Annotated in this window: 18 protein-coding genes and 2 pseudogenes; 16 read left to right on the forward strand and 4 right to left on the reverse strand. The window is 63.6% G+C overall.

Translation table 11 applies throughout. The annotated features are described in order from the left end of the window. Positions 1 to 81: 81 nt before the first annotated feature. Positions 82 to 1140 (reverse strand): substrate-binding domain-containing protein, encoded by a 1059-nt coding sequence (locus J7I89_RS13045; protein WP_214970895.1) that lies wholly within the window; start codon positions 1138 to 1140, stop codon positions 82 to 84. Positions 1141 to 1285: 145 nt separating this feature from the next. On the opposite strand from J7I89_RS13045, the gene J7I89_RS13050 reads away from it, so the two are divergent. From J7I89_RS13050 to J7I89_RS13075, 7 genes are all read left to right on the forward strand, one after another. Further along, entirely contained in the window at positions 1286 to 1942 is a 657-nt protein-coding gene (locus J7I89_RS13050; RefSeq protein WP_214970898.1) for a hypothetical protein, read from the forward strand. Between the two features lie 247 nt (positions 1943 to 2189). Continuing rightward, positions 2190 to 3362: a Glu/Leu/Phe/Val dehydrogenase dimerization domain-containing protein gene (locus J7I89_RS13055; protein WP_308159900.1), complete on the forward strand. Its 1173-nt coding sequence runs from the start codon at positions 2190 to 2192 to the stop codon at positions 3360 to 3362. Between the two features lie 608 nt (positions 3363 to 3970). Then, positions 3971 to 5146, forward strand: a complete 1176-nt coding sequence (locus J7I89_RS13060) for a hypothetical protein (protein ID WP_251045279.1) — start codon at positions 3971 to 3973, stop codon at positions 5144 to 5146. Continuing rightward, the gene (locus tag J7I89_RS25220) at positions 5140 to 5280 is read left to right on the forward strand and encodes an Ig-like domain-containing protein (protein ID WP_251045280.1); all 141 of its coding nucleotides are present in this window, start codon (positions 5140 to 5142) and stop codon (positions 5278 to 5280) included. Before J7I89_RS13060 ends, J7I89_RS25220 begins: the two co-directional genes overlap by 7 nt. 16 nt (positions 5281 to 5296) lie before the next feature. Beyond that, positions 5297 to 5869, forward strand: a complete 573-nt coding sequence (locus tag J7I89_RS13065; protein ID WP_214971048.1) for a VCBS repeat-containing protein — start codon at positions 5297 to 5299, stop codon at positions 5867 to 5869. 104 nt (positions 5870 to 5973) lie between these two features. Further along, entirely contained in the window at positions 5974 to 6267 is a 294-nt protein-coding gene (locus J7I89_RS13070) for a hypothetical protein (RefSeq protein ID WP_214970903.1), read from the forward strand. A gap of 512 nt (positions 6268 to 6779) precedes the next feature. After that, a complete protein-coding gene (locus tag J7I89_RS13075) occupies positions 6780 to 7343 on the forward strand; it encodes an ABATE domain-containing protein (RefSeq protein ID WP_214970906.1) in 564 nt (187 codons plus the stop codon). Positions 7344 to 7370: 27 nt separating this feature from the next. Here the strand turns inward: J7I89_RS13075 and J7I89_RS13080 are convergent, their stop codons facing one another. After that, complete coding sequence (locus tag J7I89_RS13080) at positions 7371 to 8600, reverse strand: MFS transporter (RefSeq protein ID WP_214970909.1); 1230 nt, start codon at positions 8598 to 8600, stop codon at positions 7371 to 7373. Positions 8601 to 8695: 95 nt separating this feature from the next. Further along, complete coding sequence (locus tag J7I89_RS13085; RefSeq protein ID WP_214970912.1) at positions 8696 to 9193, reverse strand: helix-turn-helix domain-containing protein; 498 nt, start codon at positions 9191 to 9193, stop codon at positions 8696 to 8698. A gap of 260 nt (positions 9194 to 9453) precedes the next feature. Between J7I89_RS13085 and J7I89_RS13090 the strand changes: the two genes are divergently transcribed. From J7I89_RS13090 to J7I89_RS13110, 5 genes and pseudogenes are all read left to right on the forward strand, one after another. After that, the gene (locus tag J7I89_RS13090) at positions 9454 to 9630 is read left to right on the forward strand and encodes a hypothetical protein (RefSeq protein ID WP_214970914.1); all 177 of its coding nucleotides are present in this window, start codon (positions 9454 to 9456) and stop codon (positions 9628 to 9630) included. A 44-nt stretch (positions 9631 to 9674) separates the two neighbouring features. Continuing rightward, positions 9675 to 10106, forward strand: a complete 432-nt coding sequence (locus J7I89_RS13095; RefSeq protein ID WP_308159902.1) for a glyoxalase — start codon at positions 9675 to 9677, stop codon at positions 10104 to 10106. Further along, positions 10103 to 11445, forward strand: a pseudogene (locus tag J7I89_RS13100) (NAD(P)/FAD-dependent oxidoreductase). Before J7I89_RS13095 ends, J7I89_RS13100 begins: the two are co-directional and overlap by 4 nt. Beyond that, positions 11445 to 11681, forward strand: a pseudogene (locus tag J7I89_RS25935) (DUF3040 domain-containing protein); the annotation flags it as partial. The pseudogenes J7I89_RS13100 and J7I89_RS25935, both read left to right, overlap by 1 nt. 200 nt (positions 11682 to 11881) lie before the next feature. Continuing rightward, positions 11882 to 12694, forward strand: coding sequence for an MBL fold metallo-hydrolase (locus J7I89_RS13110; protein ID WP_214970916.1), 813 nt, complete (start codon positions 11882 to 11884; stop codon positions 12692 to 12694). Positions 12695 to 12698: 4 nt separating this feature from the next. Here the strand turns inward: J7I89_RS13110 and J7I89_RS13115 are convergent, their stop codons facing one another. Beyond that, positions 12699 to 14192, reverse strand: a complete 1494-nt coding sequence (locus tag J7I89_RS13115) for a PucR family transcriptional regulator (RefSeq protein WP_214970919.1) — start codon at positions 14190 to 14192, stop codon at positions 12699 to 12701. 223 nt (positions 14193 to 14415) lie between these two features. On the opposite strand from J7I89_RS13115, the gene speB reads away from it, so the two are divergent. The 4 genes from speB to J7I89_RS13135 all read left to right on the forward strand — a co-directional run bounded on the left by speB (position 14416) and on the right by J7I89_RS13135 (position 19831). After that, positions 14416 to 15420 carry an agmatinase gene (gene speB / locus J7I89_RS13120; RefSeq protein WP_214970922.1) on the forward strand — a complete coding sequence of 335 codons (1005 nt, stop codon included), beginning with the start codon at positions 14416 to 14418 and terminating at the stop codon, positions 15418 to 15420. Beyond that, positions 15417 to 16874 carry a cytosine permease gene (locus tag J7I89_RS13125; protein WP_214970924.1) on the forward strand — a complete coding sequence of 486 codons (1458 nt, stop codon included), beginning with the start codon at positions 15417 to 15419 and terminating at the stop codon, positions 16872 to 16874. Before speB ends, J7I89_RS13125 begins: the two co-directional genes overlap by 4 nt. A 103-nt stretch (positions 16875 to 16977) precedes the next feature. Next, the gene (locus J7I89_RS13130) at positions 16978 to 18507 is read left to right on the forward strand and encodes an aldehyde dehydrogenase family protein (RefSeq protein WP_251045282.1); all 1530 of its coding nucleotides are present in this window, start codon (positions 16978 to 16980) and stop codon (positions 18505 to 18507) included. A 28-nt stretch (positions 18508 to 18535) separates the two neighbouring features. After that, the gene (locus J7I89_RS13135; protein ID WP_214970927.1) at positions 18536 to 19831 is read left to right on the forward strand and encodes a D-arabinono-1,4-lactone oxidase; all 1296 of its coding nucleotides are present in this window, start codon (positions 18536 to 18538) and stop codon (positions 19829 to 19831) included. Positions 19832 to 19946 lie beyond the last annotated feature (115 nt).

Here is a 19946-nt window from a genome sequence, read left to right on the forward strand (position 1 = left end):
GCACTTGGCAAGCGCCTTCCATGAACCTAGGCGCAAAGCAAAGCACTTTCAACCGTTCTGTGATTGGTCGAACATTATCGGTCAGGAAGCCTGCAGTTTTGCCCCGCACGACTCGCGGATTTGCAGCGACGGAAGCAGGGACTGGTGCGACACGGGGCCCGGAACGGCAGAGCCGTAGCCGATCCGGCGCATCAGTTGCTCCAATGCCCGGGAGCCCACTGCGTGCTTCGGCGGAGCGACGGCGGTGAGAGGGACGGGCGCCAACGCTGCGGTCACGTCGTCATAGGCGACGACGGCGATGTCCTCCGGTATCCGGAGTCCTCGCTGGAAGGCAAGGTCCACGAGCGCGGTCGCGGCCGTGTCGTTGTGAACGAAGAATGCCTTCGTGCCCTCGGCACGGCTGCGGTCCAGGAGCTGTCCCAGTGCAACCGGAGCCGCGTCTTCGGATACGCGGCCCAGTTCCACGATCTCGGGCTGGTCCTTCAACTGAAGCTGGTCGCGCGCCCGGCGGCAGCCCAGCTCGAGCCAGTGGGACGTGGCGGTCTTGGCCAGGGCCACTGCAATGGACCGGTGGCCCAGGCCGTGGAGATGCCGCATCGCGAGAACTGCCCCGTAGCTGTGGTCCGTCCGGACATGATCCAGCTCGCGCTCCAGGTCCGGGCCGCCGAAGGCCCGCTCCATCAGGACGGCGGGAACGCCCAGCCCGTCCAGCCACGCAGCGGCAGCAGGATCTGCGTCACCTGCCGACGTGGCGAGGAGGAGGCCTTCCACCCCCAGATCGATCATCTGGCGGACCCGGTCCTGTTCGATCGCGCCATGGCCTGAGACACCCAGCACGAGCCGGACACCGAAGCTCTCCGCCGCCGATTCAGCCCCGCGGATCACCTCGCTGAAGTAATACACACTGCTGGGCACCATGATGCCCACCACTTTCTGGCCGTGACTGCCGGGCTGCTCCTGCCCGCGGCGCACCGCGCCGCCGTGGATCCGGCTCAGCATTCCGGCCGAGTGCAGGTCGTTCAGGTCCCGCCGGACAGTAATCTCCGAGACATTGAGTTCCCGGGCCATGTCGGTGGCGCGGACGCGTCCGTAAAGTCGGAGGTGCTCAAGAATGAGCTGTTGACGGTCTCCTGCGAGCATCGTTTATTCCTTTCCGAACGCAGCGTTGTCACCGTGGTTCCCTGCTGAACCCAGCGTCGTGACCGACATTGCAAATTCGATCATATTCCGATCAAATGATCCTACGTGCAGGATCAGGTCACGACTATCGACACGAGGGACGCCCATGCAGCCGAAGAAGACCGTTTCACGCTCGGCCCGGCTGCTGGGCCAGTTCGAGGTAGCCGGGGAGGTCCTGCTTCTTCAGCTGATGTTCGTGGTGGCCTCACTACCCGTGATAACGATGCTTCCCGCCGCCCTGGCGCTCCAGCGTTCCCTTGGCGATGTCTTCCTGGAAGGCAGGCCGCGGCCGGGGCGGATCTACTGGCAAAACCTCAGATGGGCCGTGGCGCGAAGCTGGAAGGTGGCCCTCCTGCTCCCGCTGTTCACCGTTCTTGCAGCTGCTTCACTCCTTTTTTGGCTCGCCGCAGGCGGCCCGGTGGGAACGGTGGCGCTGAGCATCCTGGTGCCGCTATACGGAGTGGTGGTGGCCGGCTACATCGCCGTCCTCGCAGCCGTTCTCCAAACCACAGGCGCCTTGAAAACAAAGGCCTTCGGCAGCAACGACGGACCCCGGGTGTGGCTGCAGAGTGCCTTGTCCCTGGCCCCGGGCAGGGCCTTACCCCTAGCCGTGTCCGTCGTCGTGATGGCTACCTGGCTGCTGCTGCTGGCCAAGCTCCCAACGCTGGTGCTGGTCGGAACCGGACTGGTACCGGCCGGGCTGGCCTGGTGGGTCGCCGCCCCTTGGGTGCAAAACCGGCGCGCAGAACTCGCCGCCAGCTAACCCACTACGAATGCCCCTGCAGTGGCGAGAAGGCCTCGGTCAGCGCATCCCTTACCGCGCGAACGCTTTCCTTTTCGAGCTCCGAGGAGCACGCGATCGCCACGATGCTGCGGTACGAGCTGCCTGGAAGTGCAGCTGTGGGGCTGTCTGTGGGCCGCAGTCCCATCTGAGGCTCTGGCGCCCGCGTGGATACAGCCCGCAAGCTGGTTAGGAACTACTAATGCTTCGAGACAGGGATGGATCTAAAGTGACTGACGGCGTATTTGGACTGATAGACGAGTGGGGCCCGGAAAAGATCGTTGTCGTCTCCGACCGAAAGTCGGGCATGCGCGGCGTCCTGGTCCTGGACAACACCGCACGGGGAACAGGCAAAGGCGGAACCCGGATGAGCCCCAGCCTCACGGTCCAGGAAGTGGCACGCCTTGCCAGGACCATGACCTGGAAGTGGGCCGCCGTCGATCTCTTCCACGGCGGCGCCAAAGCGGGCATCCTGGGGGACCCTAACGACCCGAACAAGGAAGCGATACTGCGCGCCTTCGCCCGTGCCCTGTCCAACGAGGTCCCTTCCGAGTACGTCTTCGGGCTCGACATGGGCCTCGCCGAGGAGGACGCGGCAATATTTCTCGACGAACTTGGGGACCGCGGCGCATCGATGGGCCTTCCGCGGGCACTTGGCGGACTCCCCTACGACCAGCTAGGCGTCACAGGTTACGGCGTCGCGGAAGCCGCGGAAGCGGCAGCCCAAAACCGGAACATCGCACTTAAGGGATCGCGGGCTTCCATCCAGGGATTCGGCGCAGTGGGTCAGGCCGCAGCCGTGCGCCTCGTGGAGCTGGGAGCCGCTGTCGTGGCAGTCTCGACGGCGGCCGGCGCGGTGCATGACCCCAACGGTCTCGACGTCGACAAGCTCGTAAAACTTCACGCAGGGGCGGGGGACGCCTGCGTACGTCATTACGGATCGGTGCTGCCCGCTGACACCGCACTGACCGTCGACGCCGACATCCTGATCCCCGCCGCTTGCGAAGACACCGTCAACGACGTCATCGCTGCCTCAACAAACGTGAAACTCGTGATCGAGGGGGCCAACCTCCCTACGTCCCCCAACTCCCGCAGGATTCTCCACGAACGGGGCATCGCCGTCGTCCCCGACTTCATCGCCAATGCCGGCGGCATGGTGGCAGCAGCCCACTCCATGGCGGCCAGGTACTCCCCTTTCGTGCTGGAACCGGCGGACATCTTCACCATGATCTCCACGAAACTGAGGGCCAACACCACCGCGGTTTTGGACGAAAGCAACCGTGCCGGCCTGACGCCGCACCAAGCCGCATACGCCCTGGCGCAAAAACGCGTCCTGGAAGCCATGCAGCTGCGCCGACAGGTTCCGAAGACTGCCACCGACACGATCGATGTCCTGGTCTAATAGGACGGGACGTAGTTAGGCGTTGCTTCGCTGTCCGGCTCAACGTTCCCGTCAGGTGCTGAGGTGTTCATTGAGGATTGAGTCTTGGTCTTCCTGCCGTGCGACCTTCCGGTCTGCCATCCTAGGATTCTTAAACCCCTAAAACTGGGGCCGGTTCACGAAATCCTAGGCTTTTTACAAGTTGTTCAGTCGAACATGTGCCGATAGGGAGTGCACGCAAGTTGCCAGGACCGCAGCAGCGTTCGGGACTGGCATAGGCAAACAACTCTAATGAGTGGGGAGGCTAGTGACCAACCCTATACAGGCCGACGTTCAACTCCCGGGGAGAAACGATGCTGGGCTATACATTTTTTCACCTGGGCGGTCGTGGTAGAGGTCGCAGGACTTCCTGGCTTGGCGTGAGGCGGGGAGGTCGTCGCCCGGCTGGTCTCCGTCTTCGCGGGTCGCGGAATCTGCGGCTCCATGCACTGCTGACAGCGCTGCTGCTTGCGCTGGGTGTTCTGGTGGTGCCGGTTACGGCGTCGGCTGCTGAGGGTGATGTTGGGGTTGAGGGTCCGTCGCATACGGGGACGGGGACGCCGACGGGTACGAAGCGGGCCACGAGTGCGTTGTGGTTCAACGACGGGGCCTGGTGGGGGAACCTGTGGGACACTGCCAGCTCGGATTTTCATATCTTCCGGTTCAATGCCGCGACGAGTTCGTGGGTCGATACGGGTGTGGTGACCGACCCGCGGGCGAGCACTCATCATGACGTGTTGTGGGACGGGACGACGTTGTATGTGGCGAGCTATCGGTTCGTCAACGACGGTCTGCCGGCTGAGCCGAACTTCCCGACGACGATGCGGCGTTTCAGCTACGACTCGAGTAACAAGACGTACTCGCTGCAGAGTTCTACAAACATCAACAACTACCGCGTTGAGACCCTGACCATCGATAAGGACTCCACTGGCCGGGTGTGGGCCACGTGGCAGCAGGGGAACCGGATCTATCTGAACGTCACGGGCACGGATGGCAAGACGTGGGGGACGCCGTTCCCGCTTCCTGCGTCGTTGAGCAACGTGTCTGTGGACGACACGGCGGCTGTGATCGCGTTCGGACCCGGCAAGATCGGTGTGATGTGGAGCCGGCAGCTCGGTGACTCCACCGACGGCATGTACTGGAGCTACCACGACGACGGCGTTTCGAACACCGACTGGACCGCTCCTGTGGCGGCGGTGTCGGGGCAGCGCAGCGGTGATGACCACATGAACTTGAAGTGGCTGGACTCCTCGGGTGGTCGGGTTTTCGCCGCTGTTAAGACGTCGTTCACCTCGGCGTCTCAGCCGCTGATCCAGCTGTTGGCATTGAGTGGCACGACGTGGTCGGCGCACACGATCGCCACTGTGTCGGAGTGCCCGAACCGGGTGATCGTCCTGATTGATGAGAGCACGCAGAGGCTGCGTACCTTCGCTAGCTATCCGAAGCCCAGTGGCACGACGAACGCTGGTGCCTGCACTAGCTCGGGGGGTGCGATCTACGAGAAGTCCTCGCCGCTGGACAACATCAGCTTCACCACCGCGAAGACGGCTCGTATCGTCGACGCCGACCAGTATGTCCACAACGTGACGTCGACGAAGCAGAACCTCAACAGTGCGGCGCGGGGCACGGCCAACAGCGGTCTGCTGGTGCTCGCCGATGTGAACGCCACAAGCCGGTACTGGCACTTTTACGACCCCAGCGGGGGCGGCGGTGGTGGTGGTGATACGACGGCTCCGATTTTGCCGGTACGTCTCCTCCGATGGTGACGGGTACGTCTCCGGCTCCTGGTGCGACTGATGTGGCGGTAACGGTGTGGTTCTCGGAGGCGATGGATGCGTCGACGGTCACGTCGGACACGTTTACGTTGAAGGCGGGACGACGACGGTGCCGGCCGCTGTGACGGCCTGTACCTCACCATGGCCGACTTCGACCAGGACGGGGCGCCGGACCTCCTGTCCAAACGCACCGACGGCAGCATGGTGCTGTACCGCTCCACGGGGGCCGGCGGCTTCGTCTCCGAAGCCAGGCGCACGGTGGGCACCGGGTGGAACAGCATCAACAGCATCACAAGGGTGGCCGGATTCACGGTAGGAAGCTCCGGGCTCATGAGCCGGCTCAGCGACGGCCGGCTGGCCCACTACCCCTTCAGCAAGGGCGACTGGGGTGCCCGGACCATCGTCGGCACGGGCTGGAGCCCTACAACATCTTCCGGTAGGACCGGCACGAGCCCCGGAGCCATTCCTCCAGGGCCCGCGGTGGTGGGAATTGGAGCAGTGCTAACTCCGGTCAACTGCTCCGGTCTCTCCGGCCTGCCGGGCGCAGTTGGCGACGCCAGCTCGCTGCTGTCACCCGCCTCCTGGAGGAGGGCAAGGACATCGCGACGCAGCTGGCTGCCGACCACACAACCGAACAGGCCACCGCGGCGCCAGGCACAGCCAAGTGCCGATCCGAAGCTCAATCTGTTGACAGCGTCAACACCCTCTTCCTGACCCATTTTGAGCAGCTCAAAGCGACTGCCGCGCTCCCCAGACAGGGGCGCGGCAACTCTGTGTCCGAACTCGAAGTAGCCGGCGTCCGGGCGTACCCTGCATTCATGGACAAAACATTCAAGATCGAACTGGTGAATGACAACGAGTACGCCGTGCGGTCGGAAGCAGAAGGGCAGACGGTGGAGTCCGTTTTCCGAACCGATCCCGATTACCTTGAAAGCATTGGGCTAGCCGGGGCCGAGGGGAAACGGGTTGTCGAGGAAACTGCCCGCTTCCTCGCCGAGCACCAACCAGTGATCGACTTCCCTTCCATGGTCGATCTTGAAGACATCGCTGCCGCTTATGAAGATTATCCCCAGCAATTACGGACTCGCCTTGGAAAGAGCAGTCAGGCTTGAGAAGTTCCCTGCGCATCTGCAGCCGCTAGGCAAGCGGGTCGCATTCGGCCAGGAACTTTCAGCACCGAAGAGATCAGGGCGATGTCCTGCCCGTCCGATACGAGTCGGACAGGCTTCTTTACGGTTACGGTCATCGACTGAGCGTCGGATCGGCAGGCGTGGCCACTCCAATCGCACAGTAGCTGCCGGGTCGCCCCGATGGCCGTGATTACGACTGGCTGGCGCTCAGAAGCTGAGGGCCTGCAGCTTGGCGGCCCCAGAGTATTTCCAGGCGGTGTCGGCTGCACCTATGCGGGTCGCTGCGGGGACGGCGCTGGACCGGTAGAGCTGCTGGGTGAATCTCTTTTCACGAAAGCGTGCAGGTTGGGCTTGGTCGCGGAGACGCGTTTGGCACGTGGGCTTACTGGTCCGCTGCACGGCTAAAACCACGCACTTACCGCCGAATCTGGCCGTTACTTGTTAAGCAGGTGACGATCTTTGCATTAGGAATCGTCACCTGTCAAACTGGTGATATGAAACATTCGTTTGTGTGCGGCAATCCGGCCCTCGACTTCGCCGCAACGGTGCGCTCACGACTCGAAACGCCGCTGGAGATGTTTTCCTCGCCTGAGAGCCTCAATTCCTGGTTCCGTGAATCCGGGATCGTCGACGGGGACACGAACTGCGAACCGGCCGATCTTGAGCAGGCCCTCGTGATCCGAGAGGCTATCTACTCCCTCGTTCACGCCAAAGTAGCCGGGGATGGCTACGACGGGGACGCCCTCTCGATCGTGAACGATACCGCCCGCACACCGCCTGTCACCCCCCAGCTCACGCCGAACGGGCGAGTAACGGAAGCAACCCCAATGGAGGCGCTGTCAACTGTGGCACGACATGCCATCGAGGTCCTCAGCGGATCCGATGCGCCGCTGCTCAAGGAGTGCGCGAACCACGAGTGCACGCGGGTCTACATCGATCGGTCCCGGGGGGCGCGTCGGGAGTGGTGCGCCATGGATCCCTGCGGCAACAAGATGAAAGCGGCCGCATACCGCGCCCGCAAGAGGGAAGACAAGCTCGCCTCGGCGACCGCGAAGTAACCCGCCGCGCCTCCCCTTCACGCTCAGTCACCCCCGCTGGCGGCGGAACTGTGCCACGAGGCCGAGCAGTGCGAGGACGACAGTCGCGCCTCCATATCCGACAACCGTCGGTATGAGACCAAGTGGACCGGCGAGCTGGCCAGCGATGATGACTGGCAGGCCGAAGGCGATGTAGGCGACAACGTATATTGTGGCGACGATGCCTGCCCTCTGCTGGGGGCCGGCCAGCGGCATGATCAGGCGCAGTGATCCGGAAAAGGCCGCGCCGAAGCCGATGCCCGTGATGACCAGGCCAGCGATCATGAGTGCCAGGCTTCCAGCGAGCACTCCGGTCACGACGCCGATGGTCCCGGCGATGGACGCGTAGATGCCAAGAGTCACTCCGCGCCGGGGGCTAAGCCGTCCTAAGGCGACAGCCACGACGGCGGCAGTTGCCGGCGCAATGAAACCGCTGAGGCCGTTGACCAGGCCGCTGTTCAGGTGGAAGACGTTGCGTACGATTGTCGGCGCGAGTCCAAGGGAAAGACCTGCGAGCATCCAGATTGTGGCTATCACGGGGGCGGCCGCGGCGAATTCTTTTCGGGCAGCCAGCGGCACAGAGGCGCGCGGGATCAGGGAACGTATTGCTCCGGGCGTACGGATCACACTCTCGGGAGAGAGCCCGACGACGAGGATTCCCAGGATGGTCACGATCGTGAGGACGGTAAAAATGATCGTGTTTGCCTCGGGCGTGAACTGAATGGCGAACCCCGCAAGCAATGCGCCGGCGGCGAGCCCGCCGGTCATGCCGACGCTGCCAAGAATGCTGCCCAATTTCTTTCGGTTCGGCGGGGCGAGTTCGGCCAGAGCAGCTGTGAATGCACTGGTGGCAGCCCCTGTGGCGAGTCCCTGCACGACTCGTGCGGCGATCACCCACCCAATGTCGGGCGCTACCAGGAACATGAGAGTCGAAACGAGCTGAACAAGGAGCGCTCCGAGCAGCACGGGTCGCCGCCCGACATGGTCAGAGAGTGAACCGACTGTCAGGAGGGCCGCGAGGAAGCCGACCGCGTAGACGGCGAACGCCAGAGTCAGTACCGCGGCGGGAAATTCCCACCGCTCTCGGTAGAAAGCGAGCAGTGGCGTCGGCGCACCCGCCGCCAGGTACAGACTGATGAAGGTGACGGCGCTCCCCGCGAAAGCCAACTTGGCAGGAAGCCTGGGGCGACTGCGCGCAGGCGACGTACGGGGGTCGACGGATGTTTGAGTGGATGACATGTGGGGTTCCTGTTCAGCCGGCCAAAGCGACGGCGGCCTGTCGGCGGTTTGTTCGTTGTGGTCCGGCGCCCCGGAGGCAGCGCGGCGCTGATTGATCAGACGTGCCCCTGCTCGATCCAGTTGCCGTTTGCGGCAATTTCGAGATCGTCGATCCCGAGCTGCGCATCGGATTCGGTATGCGGTCCGATAACGACGGGAATGTCCGTTCCGCGCTTCACGAGCCGCAACGGGCCGCCGTCGTCGGACTGCAAATACCGGTTGCCCCACTGCATAAGCGCGAACACCGCCGGCATGAGATCTGCACCCTTCGGCGTCAGCACATACTCATAGCGCCTCCGCTTGCCCTCTTCCTGGTACGGACGCTTTTCGCAGAGGCCAATATCCGTAAGTTGCTTGAGCCGGGCCGAAACTATGGCATCGGTACCTTTTGTCCGTCGCACGAAGTCGTCGAATCGGGTGGTGCCGTAGAGGGCCTCCCGCAGAATGAGCATCGAGGACCGGGTCCCGATGACTTCCATGGTCATGGCGATGGAGCAATTCTCCGCGCGCCAGGCGCCCCGATCCTCGAGCGCGCCATTGAGTTTGACTGACATTGACCGACCTGCCTGACTTGCGTTTGTAGTAGTTAGAGCCTAAAAGCTGACTACCAAAATGTCAAGTTAGAGCACTGAGGGAGCGTTGGGTACAAGTCACCGCCTTGACGGGTGACGGAATACCATGTCACTATCGTTACCAGTTGAACCGGTGACGCAGAAGTGGTGACCGCATTCTTCAGCACTTCCCCAAGAATCCCGCCCGTCCCCCGGCAGCGGAAGCACATAGACCGTCAATGCCCACTGAGAAGGAACCACAAATGGCGCAGTCCACCACCGAGATACTGACAGACGCACTTAAGCAGGCGGCGACCGCTCACGGTGTTCACGAAGCCGAGGTCCTGGGCGGCGTCCACGACACACAATGGCCGCAGTGGTACGCCGAGCACATGACACGCACGCTCGCCAAAGCAGGACACCGGCTCACCGCCGACTAAGACCTCCGACCCAGGCAAGAGGCACCGCCTGGTGCCGTTGAAACTTGAAGTACTGTTCGTTCCCGTTTCCGACGTCGACCGGGCCAAGGCCTTCTAACGAATCGCTCGGATTCCGCGTCGATATCGACTACATCGCCAGCGAAGACTTCCGCGTGGCGCAGCTGACCCCTCCCGGTTCGGAAGCATCCATCATGATCGGCAAGAGCATCACCGGCGCCGCACCAGGATCAAGCCAGAACCAGCTTTTCGCCGTGACGGACATCCTCGCGACCCGCGCCGACCTTGTCGAAAAGGGCGTCGACGTCTCCGAGGTATTCCACTTCGCGGACGGATTCATCTTCCACCTCGACAACCAGTACCGGGTTGCGGGCCCGCATCCGGAACGCGCCGACTACCAGTCCTTTGCCTCCTTCAGCGATCCGGACGGCAACAGCTGGCTTCTTCAGGAAATCAACGTCCGGGCACCCGGACGATGAGCACCCACAACGGATCAGCGGAATATGACCTGATCGTGCTCGGCGGCGGTGCCGTGGGCGAGAACATCGCCGACCGCGCCGTCCAGGGCGGCCTGACCGCCGTGATTGTCGAAAATGAGCTCGTCGGTGGCGAGTGCTCCTACTGGGCATGCATGCCCTCAAAGGCGCTGCTGCGCTCTGCCCAGGTGCTGCGCGCGGCCCGGCAGGTTCCCGGGGCCGCCCAGGCGGTGACCGGTGAACTCGACGTGCAGGCCGTGCTGGCACGCCGGGACTCTTTCGCCAGCAACTGGTCCGACAGCGGGCAGGTGAAGTGGCTCGACAGCGCAGGGATTGCCCTCGTGCGCGGTCACGGCCGGGTGACGGGTACAAAGGAGGTCACCGTCACGGGCATGGACGGTTCGACCACGGTGCTTACCGCCCGCCACGCCGTTTCCATAGCCACCGGATCAGCTGCGCTCCTGCCCGACATTGACGGACTCATTGAGGCAGCGGGCTGCTCTCAGGCATGGAGCCGTTCGCTGGTGAGCTAGTTGCGGAAGCCCTCCGTGCGCAGGGTGTCCAAGTCATGCTCGAGACGAAAACCACCCGCGTCACCCGGGACGAAAGCGGCGTCATCCTTGAGACCGGTGACGGCAGGACCATCTCCGCCCAGGAAGTGCTCGTCGCGGCCGGCCGTACACCCCGCACTGGAGATATCGGACTCGATTCGGTCGGGCTCAAGTCCGGGGCGTGGATCGAGACTGACGACACCATGCTGGTTCCGGGATTCGACTGGCTCTATGCTGCCGGGGACGTGACGAATCGGGCCCTGCTCACCCACCAGGGGAAATACCAGGCCCGTGCAGCCGGTGACGTCATCGCAGCCCGCGCGGCCGGAGCAGCGGTATCCGATGCGCCGTGGGGAACGCATGTGGCGACGGCCGACCATGAGGCGGTGCCGCAGGTCACGTTCACCGACCCCGAGATCGCATCGTTCGGGCTCACCGCCGCGGCAGCGCGTAGGAACGGCTACGACATCCGGGTTGTCGACTACGAAATTGGGCACGTCGCCGGCGCCAGTGTGCGGGCCGACGGCTACGCCGGTACCGCGCGGATGGTTGTCGATGAAAAACGCAAGGTCGTGCTTGGCATGACCTTCGTCGGTCCTGACGTGAGCGAATTGCTGCAGGCCGCGACCATTGCGGTCGTCGCAGAAGTGCCGGTCGACCGATTGTGGCATGCCGTACCGGCCTACCCGACGGTCAACGAGGTCTGGCTCCGGCTTCCCGAAGGTTACGGGCGGCCGTCCCCGTCCGCATCCGATGAACCCCGCGAAATCCTCCGAACCGGAAGACTTTGATGGCCCTTTCGGCACACGAACAGAATCTGATTGAGCAGCTCGAGAAGCAGTTCAAGGACGAAGACCCCAAATTCGCCAAGGCGATGGAACAAGTGCCCGCCCGTAACCGCTCCGCCCTCCACATCGTCACCGGGGCAGCTACTATCGTGGCTGGCTTTCTGCTCCTGCTGCTGGGCGCAGCACTGCAGGGCCCCGTTCCGAACATCCTGGTCGGTGTCCTCGGTTTTGCCGTGATGGTCGTCGGAGCGCATCTCGCCATGCGACACACTTCGGTAACCAAAAACGAAGCACCTGCGCCGACCCCTGAAACGCGGAATCGGTCGAAAGGACAAAAGCGGGCACGGAACGACGTCCCTTCAGGGACGCGTTCGGAGACTGGGCCTTGTGGGGTCTGTTTTGGTGGGTGTGACACTGGACCGGCGGCTAGCATGTACCCGTGCACCTCCGAGCCAGTGAATGGCACCCCTCATCCAACGTTTCAGAGCAGGCACCGGGTGTCGTTTTCGTCGAAGGACCAGCCTCCAACTGGATCGTGGTCCGCGACGAGACTAGGTTCATGCTCATTGACAGCGGTTACCCCGCCGACCGAGCGTTCGTCCTTGAGTCCATCCGCCACCTGGGCTTGCAGCCAGCCGACGCTCAGACCGTGCTCATCACCCACGGTCACGTCGACCACACCGGCTCTGCGGCCTACTTCTCCACAACATACGCAACGCCGGTCTTGTGCGCCCCGGAAGAACTGGCCCATGTCCAAGGGAGGGAAAAGCACCAAGTCACGTTCGGTCAGGTCATCGTCCGGGCTTGGCGCCCCCGTGTCTTCCGCTGGATGATCCACGTCATCAAGGCAGGAGCCCTGAAGGCGAAGCCTGCAACCCGTGCCCAGGCTTGGGACACCGAGAGGCTCCGGAGCCTGCCCGGCAGCCCGGAAGCGATCCTGCTTCCGGGCCACACCCCGGGCAACGTCTCCCTCCTTCTTCCCGAAGCAGGAGCGATCGCCGTCGGCGACTCGTTTGTTAGCGGTCATCCACTGAGCCGCAAAACCGGACCCCAGATGCTCCACCGGATGTACCACACAGACCCCGCCGCGGCCTTCGCGGCAACTCACCGCCTGGACGGCATCAACGCCTCAGTGATACTTCCCGGCCATGGCCCCGCAATGCGCATGCCCCTGGCCGAAGCCTTGGCGGCGTTGCGGGGCTCCCCTCCCCCGGATGGAAACCCGGGGGTGTTGGGACCGAGCCGGAATTAGCGGCCTACTTGTGCATGGCCTCATGGATTTGAAGCGCAAACCAAAGCTGCGCCAGCGAGGACGTTTCGGTCATGTCGAGGCCCGTCAATTCGCTGATTTTTCGGATGCGGTAGATGACGGTTTGCCGGTGCGCGAACAGTGCCGCCGCTGTCTTCTGCCATGACCTTTGGGTGTCCAGATAGGTCCGCAGAGTCACGATGAGGTCCCCCTCCTGGCTCTGTTCGTACGCGAAGATCGGACCCAGCAGCCGCTCCACCAACGCGGTCCCTTCCTCGAAGCTCGTCAGTCCCAGCCACGAGGGCCCCTCGGCGTACCGGGCCAGATTCATGGCATTGCCCTTGGCCGAGCCGAGCGCCCACAGCGACTCCTGCAACGCACGCTGGATCCCGGGCGCCGACGTCGGCGAGCTGATGCCGATCCGGACCTCGGTACCCGCGCAGTGGATCAGAATCTCGTCGGTCACCGCCGCCGACACGGCCACATGAAGTGTGTTGAAGCGCCGCAGGCACGCGGCCGGAAAGCCGTGACGCCACAGTTCGACGTGGACGTTCGCCAGCCGCTCGCCGTCGTCGGCCGATATCGAAATCATCAGGAAATCCTGCGCCGGAACATCAAAAGCAGTGAGCCGGCTCTCCAGTTCCGCCGTTCCCAGCCGGCCGTCGACCGCCTGCAACAGGAATTCGCCCGCCAGTCGGTGCTGGCTTTCCAGGGACAGGACTTTTCGTGAAAGTTCCAGCCCCAGCACCGTTGCCGCATGCAGAAGCACGACGGCGTCCGGGTGCGGATCGCCTTTGGGCAGCACCACCAGGAGCGCATTGGCGTGCGTGGGAATATCCATCATCAACACATGCCTGTCCCGCAGCCGATGCCACTGGAACTTCTTCCCGGCCAAGGATATCCGCCCGGTCAGCGCGGCCAATTCGGCCTGCACGAAATCCGGCAGCGGCTGGCCCTCCGGGTGCCACGGATGAAGGCAGCGCCGGTCCACGACGAACAGATCTGCGTCGAGCTCCGCCGCGAGGCCCCGAAGAAGGCCTTGCAAGTGGTCCTCGGATGTTCCAGCAGTGCGGAGAAGGTCGTAAATCCGGGCTGTCTGGCGCAGGCGCCGCGATTCCTCCAACAGGGACGATTCAGCCACGGTCCGCGCGATGGCGATGAACGGCAGCGGATAGGGCACATTGATCAGCGGCAGCGGCAGCTTCTCACAAGCCGCCAGGAACTCCGGCAGCAGCTCCGGCGCGTGCATCTTCTCTCCGATGGCCAGCGCACTGGCGCCCGCATCCACCAGCGCCTCGGCGAGCGCAGCCTGACCGGCAGCATCGGCCGGGATGGAGAGGCCGTTGGTCATCATCAGCTCGCCGCCGGTGACCCATTCCCACAGCCTCGGCAGATCAGACGTGTGGGCCCATGTGATCCGGTTGCCGCTGCCTGCGGATCCGGCGAGCAGCGTGAGTCCCAGCTGGGGTTCCGCCACGAGTTCGGCCACGGTGATCGCCATGGAATTGTGCTCCCCACTTCCTGGTTTCCGGCCCACCCCGAGTCGATTAGACATATGTCTAAGAGACTCGGCCATTTGTAGTCAATCTACCGCTATACGCCGTGATGCGCGTCACCAAGAATTGGATTACCTACTTCCCGCTCAACGGCGAGCGATCCACACCTCCCCACCGAAATGCCGCCGACGCCACCGCCCGGCAGCACAGTTACCGAAGGATCCCGGCATGACAACGCACAAGCCCATCGGCCCCGTCGACGCAACAAAAGTCCCCCGGTATGCGGGCCTCGGCACCTTCGCCAGGCTTCCCCAAATCGACCGCGTTCCGGACTACGACATTGCGATCGTCGGCGTACCGTTCGACGGCGGAACGTCCTACCGCCCCGGCGCCCGTTTCGGTCCTGCCGCAGTCCGCGAAGCCTCCCGGCTGCTGCGTCCCGGGTACCACCCCGAACTGGACGTTGAACCGGTCTACGAAGCCCAGGTTGTGGATGCCGGCGACATCGCCTGCACGCCTTACGACATCACACGGGCAGTCCGCGAAATTGAAGAGCAGGCGCTGCCACTGATCAGTGAGGACAGGAAGCTCATCTCAATCGGCGGCGACCACACCATCGCCCTCCCGATGCTGCGGGCCTTGAACACGGTCCACGGACCCGTTGCTTTGCTGCACTTCGACGCCCACCTGGACACGTGGGACACCTACTTCGACCAGCCGGTCACCCACGGAACCATCTTCCGGCGGGCATTCGAGGAAGGCCTCCTGGTGGAAGACAAGTCCATGCACGTCGGCATCCGCGGGCCGGTCTACGACCGCAATGACTTCCTCCGCGACCACGAATTCGGCTTCCAGATCATCCGCTGCTCGGACCTGGACGTGATCGGCGTCCCGGCAGCCATCCAACAGGTCAAGGAGCGGCTCGGCGACAGCCCCGTCTACGTCTCCATCGACATCGACGTCCTGGACCCGGCCTACGCACCGGGCACCGGCACCCCTGAGATGGGCGGGCTCCACTCCCGCGAACTCCTGGCCCTTCTCCGCGGGCTGAACGGCATCAACATTGTGGGCGCCGACGTCGTCGAGGTCGCTCCGGCCTACGACCACGCAGACATCACCACAGTCGCCGCGGCCACCCTCGTCTTCGATCTGCTCGCCTTGATGGTGAACCGCAGCAAGGCCGGAACCAACACCGTCCGTGAACTGCAAACAGCCTCCTGGAGCGCATCATGAGCACTCGGACCACTCCCGTCGCCGCGGCCGAAGTACCCCGGCTCGAGGACAAGACCATCCAGCCCATCCCCGCGAACGAACGCCACGGGAAAGCCCGGGACCTCTTCACCATATGGTTCGGTTCCAACATCATGATCATGACCATCGTGACCGGCGGCCTCGCCACCACGGTATTCGGCCTCCACTTTGTGCCCGCAATCGTGGGAATCATCATTGGAAACGTGGTCGGCGGCATCTTCATGGCTCTGCACTCCGCCCAAGGCCCGCAACTGGGCGTGGCGCAGATGATCCAGACCCGCGGCCAGTTCGGTTCCTACGGGGCGCTGTTGATCGTTGTGATCGTAGTGATCATGTACGTCGGGTTCTTCGCCGCGAACCTGGTCTTCGGCGGCGAAGCCATGGCCGCAGTCAACCCGGGCATCAGTGTTGACGCCGGCATCATTATCATCGGCATCGTGAGCGTCACTGCAACGATTTTCGGCTACCGGCTCATTCACGCCTATGCACGCATTCTGAGCTTCGTGGCCGGCGTGGCGCTGTTGCTGGCCTTCGCCTGGATCCTTTTCGTCCAGGGCCTGCCAGCCAGCTTCCTGGACCAGGGAGACTTCAACTGGGTTGGGTTCATGGGCACCATCTCCGTATCCGCCCTGTGGCAGCTCGCCTACGCTCCCTACGTTTCGGACTACTCCCGCTACATGCCCCAAGGCACCGGCTCGGCCCCGGCATTCTGGGCGTCCTACTCAGGCTGCGTTCTGGGGACACTCTTCCCGATGGTCCTGGGCGCCCTGGTGGGTACCCTTGCAGTGTCCATGAGCAACGATGCCGGCAACGTCGAAATCGTCGGCAGCCTGGGAGCATTCCTCCAGCCCTGGACCCTCATAATCATCGGAATCTTCTGCCTCGGCGTCGCGGCGTCGAACGCCATGAACCTCTACTGCGGCGTCCTGTGCAGCCTTACCATCGGGCAGACGTTCAAGCCCAACTGGTTGCCCCATGCCAAGACCCGAAGCATCGCGGCGATCATCCTCTTCACGCTGGCGGTCCTGATCGCGCTGTTCGCACGCGACAATTTCATCCTCTTCTATACGAACTTCCTCTCCTTCCTCATGTACGTGCTGGTTCCCTGGACCGCCATCAACCTGGTGGACTACTACCTTCTCCGGCACGGCGACTACAGGGTTGAAGACTTCTTCAAGCGCGACGGCGGCGTGTATGGACGGTTCAACTGGATCGCCATCGGCTCTTACCTAGCCGGCGCCCTGATTCAGGTTCCGTTCTCCGCAACGGCGGTCTACACCGGCCCGCTGGCCGCGGCGATGGGCGGCGTGGACATCTCCTGGATCGTCGGACTGGTGGTTGTAGCCCCGCTCTACTACTTTGCTGCGCGCGTGTTCCGCAAGAAGTCGGATGCCGCCCCCTTTCAGACCCCCGAACTCGCAACTGAACTGATTTGACGCACCGCGGGCCAACGGCCCGCACCCCACCACGGGCCATCCGCCCGCGCCCCACATTCACTCCCGACGCCGCGACCGGCGAAGAAAGCAAAGGCGAAACATCATGACACTCACCAACACCGAACAGTTCTCTGTCCGACGCTCCCGCGCAGACCATAGCGCCGACGATCACAGCCTCGCAGGCGTGCTGCCTCTCCCTCTGCCTCCCGGCGGGCACTTCATTGGAGGCTCGTTTGTTCCGGGTTCGTCCACCCAGCTCATCGACGTCGTCGATCCCACCACTGAGCAGGTCATCGCGTCCGTCCAGGCCGGCACAGCGGCAGATGTTGATTCCGCTGTTGACGCCGCGGTGGCGGCCCAGAAGTCCTGGGGCGTCACCACCCCGAAGGAACGCTCCGAGGTGCTGAACCTGATCGCCAACATCATCGAAGCCAACCGGGAAGCCTTTGAAATCATCGAGTCAGCCAACACCGGTAAACCGCGAACCGTCGCGGAGGACGACGTCTCAAGCACCATTGACACTTTCCGCTTCATGGCCGGCGCTTCCCGCACGCTGACCTCCATGGCCGGTGGTGATTACGCAAGCGGGCACACTTCGGTCATCCTCAGGGAACCCGTGGGCGTCGTCGGCGTCATCACCCCGTGGAACTACCCGCTGCTGATGGCCGCCTGGAAGATCGCGCCCATCCTGGCTGCAGGCAACAGCATCGTCCTGAAGCCTTCCGAGCAGACGCCGCTGTCCACGCTCAAGCTCGCAGAACTCGTGGCCGGCCGCATTCCCGATGGGATTCTCAACGTCGTGACGGGACAAGGCCGAACCGTCGGGCAGCGGCTCGCCGACCATCCTGACATTGCCCTCGTCGCCCTGACAGGGAGCGTCGTCAGCGGACAGGCCGTGGCGGAGACCGCGGCCAAGTCGGTCAAACGCGTCCATCTGGAACTCGGCGGCAAGGCTCCGGTTGTTGTCTTTCCCGACGCGGACCTCCGGGCGGCCGCCGCCGGGGTGCGGAATGCAGGCTTCTGGAACGCCGGTCAGGACTGTGGCGCCGCCTGCCGCGTACTCGTGCACGAGTCGGTGGCTGAGGAGTTCACCGAGCATCTGGTGCGCGAAGTCAGCACGTTGGTGGTAGGAGCTCCCGGGGCCGGCAACGACGTGGAAATCGGTCCCATGATTTCGCACCCGCACTTCGAACGCGTGCAGGAATCCCTGGCCGAGGCCAAAGCCGCTGGCCTGAACGTGGCCATCGGTGGTTCGGCCCTGGAAGGCCCCGGCTACTTCATCGAGCCCACAGTAATCAGCCACGTGCCCGCCGGGGCACCCATAGCTACCCAGGAAATCTTTGGTCCCGTGGTCACGGTCGAGACCTTCAGTTCCACTGAGGAGGCCGTCACCCGGGCAAACGAGAGCCCCTACGGCCTTTCGGCCTCGGTGTGGACCCGGGATTCGGGCCTCTCCCTGAGCGTTCCGAAGCAGCTCGATTTCGGCACCGTCTGGGTCAATTCGCACCTTGTGTTGGCTTGCGAGGTACCGTGGGGCGGATTCAAGGGATCCGGCTACGGGCGCGACCTCTCGCTGTACGCCTTGGACGACTACTCCCGCACCAAGCACGTCATGATCAACCACAGCGCATGAGCGTTCAGACCAGCATCGGAGCTCAGCAATGACCACCACGAACCTTCCCAACAACGCGGCGTTGGCGCGCGCCGCAACGCCGTCCGCTCCCTTCGGGACGGACGTAACGTGGACCAACTGGGGCGGAAACCAGAGCGCCACGCCGGCTTTCACCGTGCGGCCGCGGACTGAACAGGAAGCGCTCGACGCCGTTCGCTTCGCCATCCGCGAAGGCCTCCCTGTGCGGGCGGTCGGCTCAGGACATTCGTCCTCCCCGCTGGTCCAGACCGGCGGCGTCCTGATGGACATGTCGGCGCTCTCAGCAATCACCGGAACTGACAAGGGCCGGCGTCGTGCCAGGGCCCTGGCGGGCACCACCATCAGCGCCTTCGGCGATCCACTGTGGGAGCAGGGGCTGGCACTGGGCAACCAGGGCGACATCGACAAGCAGCAGATCGCCGGAGCGCTCTCAACCAGCACTCACGGCTCCGGCAAGGACCTGGGCAGCTTTTCGTCAAGCCTTCGCTGGGTCAAGCTGATCAACGGCTACGGCGAAATCGTCGAAATCGGTGAAGGCCAGCTCCGCGAACTCAGGGCGGCGCAGGTGGCTTTGGGGACGCTGGGAGTTTTCCTGGAGGTCGAGCTGGCGGTCGAGGACCGCTATTACCTGCAGGAGGAGATTACGTACCCCACCTGGTCAGAGACCGCGGCAACATGGCAGACCGACATCGATGCCAACAGGCATTACTCGTTCCTCTGGTGCCCGGAAGACGGTTCATGCGAACTCCTGGACCTTCCCGGAGCACCCGGCCAGAGCATGGCGAACCGCAGTTACACCAAGCGTTACAACATCGCCCAGGTCCAGGACGAGCGTGAGATTTCGCGCACGGAGGGCGCCCGGCTGGACCGGTCGTACCGCATCTACCCGGGCGGATTCACCACACCGTTCCATGAACTCGAGTACTTCGTTCCCAGCGAGCACGGGCTGGCGGCCGTCGAGGCTGTCCAGGAGCTGATCCGCACCAAGCATTCCGCCCAGAGGTATCCCGTTGAGGTCCGCTGGGTGAAAGCCGATGAAGGCTACATGTCCCAGTTCCAAGGACGGGACACAACCGTCATTACCCTGACAACCGAGCCCGGAACTGACTACTGGCCCTTCTTCCGGGATGCTGATGCGCTGCTGCAGGAATTCGAGCCGCGAGCACACTGGGGCAAGATCCACTTCATGACCAGGAAGCGCCTGGAACGTCTCTACCCGGAACTTGACACCTTCATTCAAATACGCCGGGAGTTCGACCCCCGCGGAATATTCCTTAACGACCACACCCGAGCCCTTGTAGGCTAAATCAGCAATCCGGTGTATGCCCCAGAGCCGTGCTCTGGGGCATACTTATTGGCCACCGATTTGCAGGCGAACTGTGCACCCGTCGGCCGGCCGCGCCAGCGGACACCCAAAGGGG

Origin of the sequence: Arthrobacter sp. ISL-5 (assembly GCF_018613835.1) — a bacterium.
Classification (GTDB): domain Bacteria; phylum Actinomycetota; class Actinomycetes; order Actinomycetales; family Micrococcaceae; genus Arthrobacter.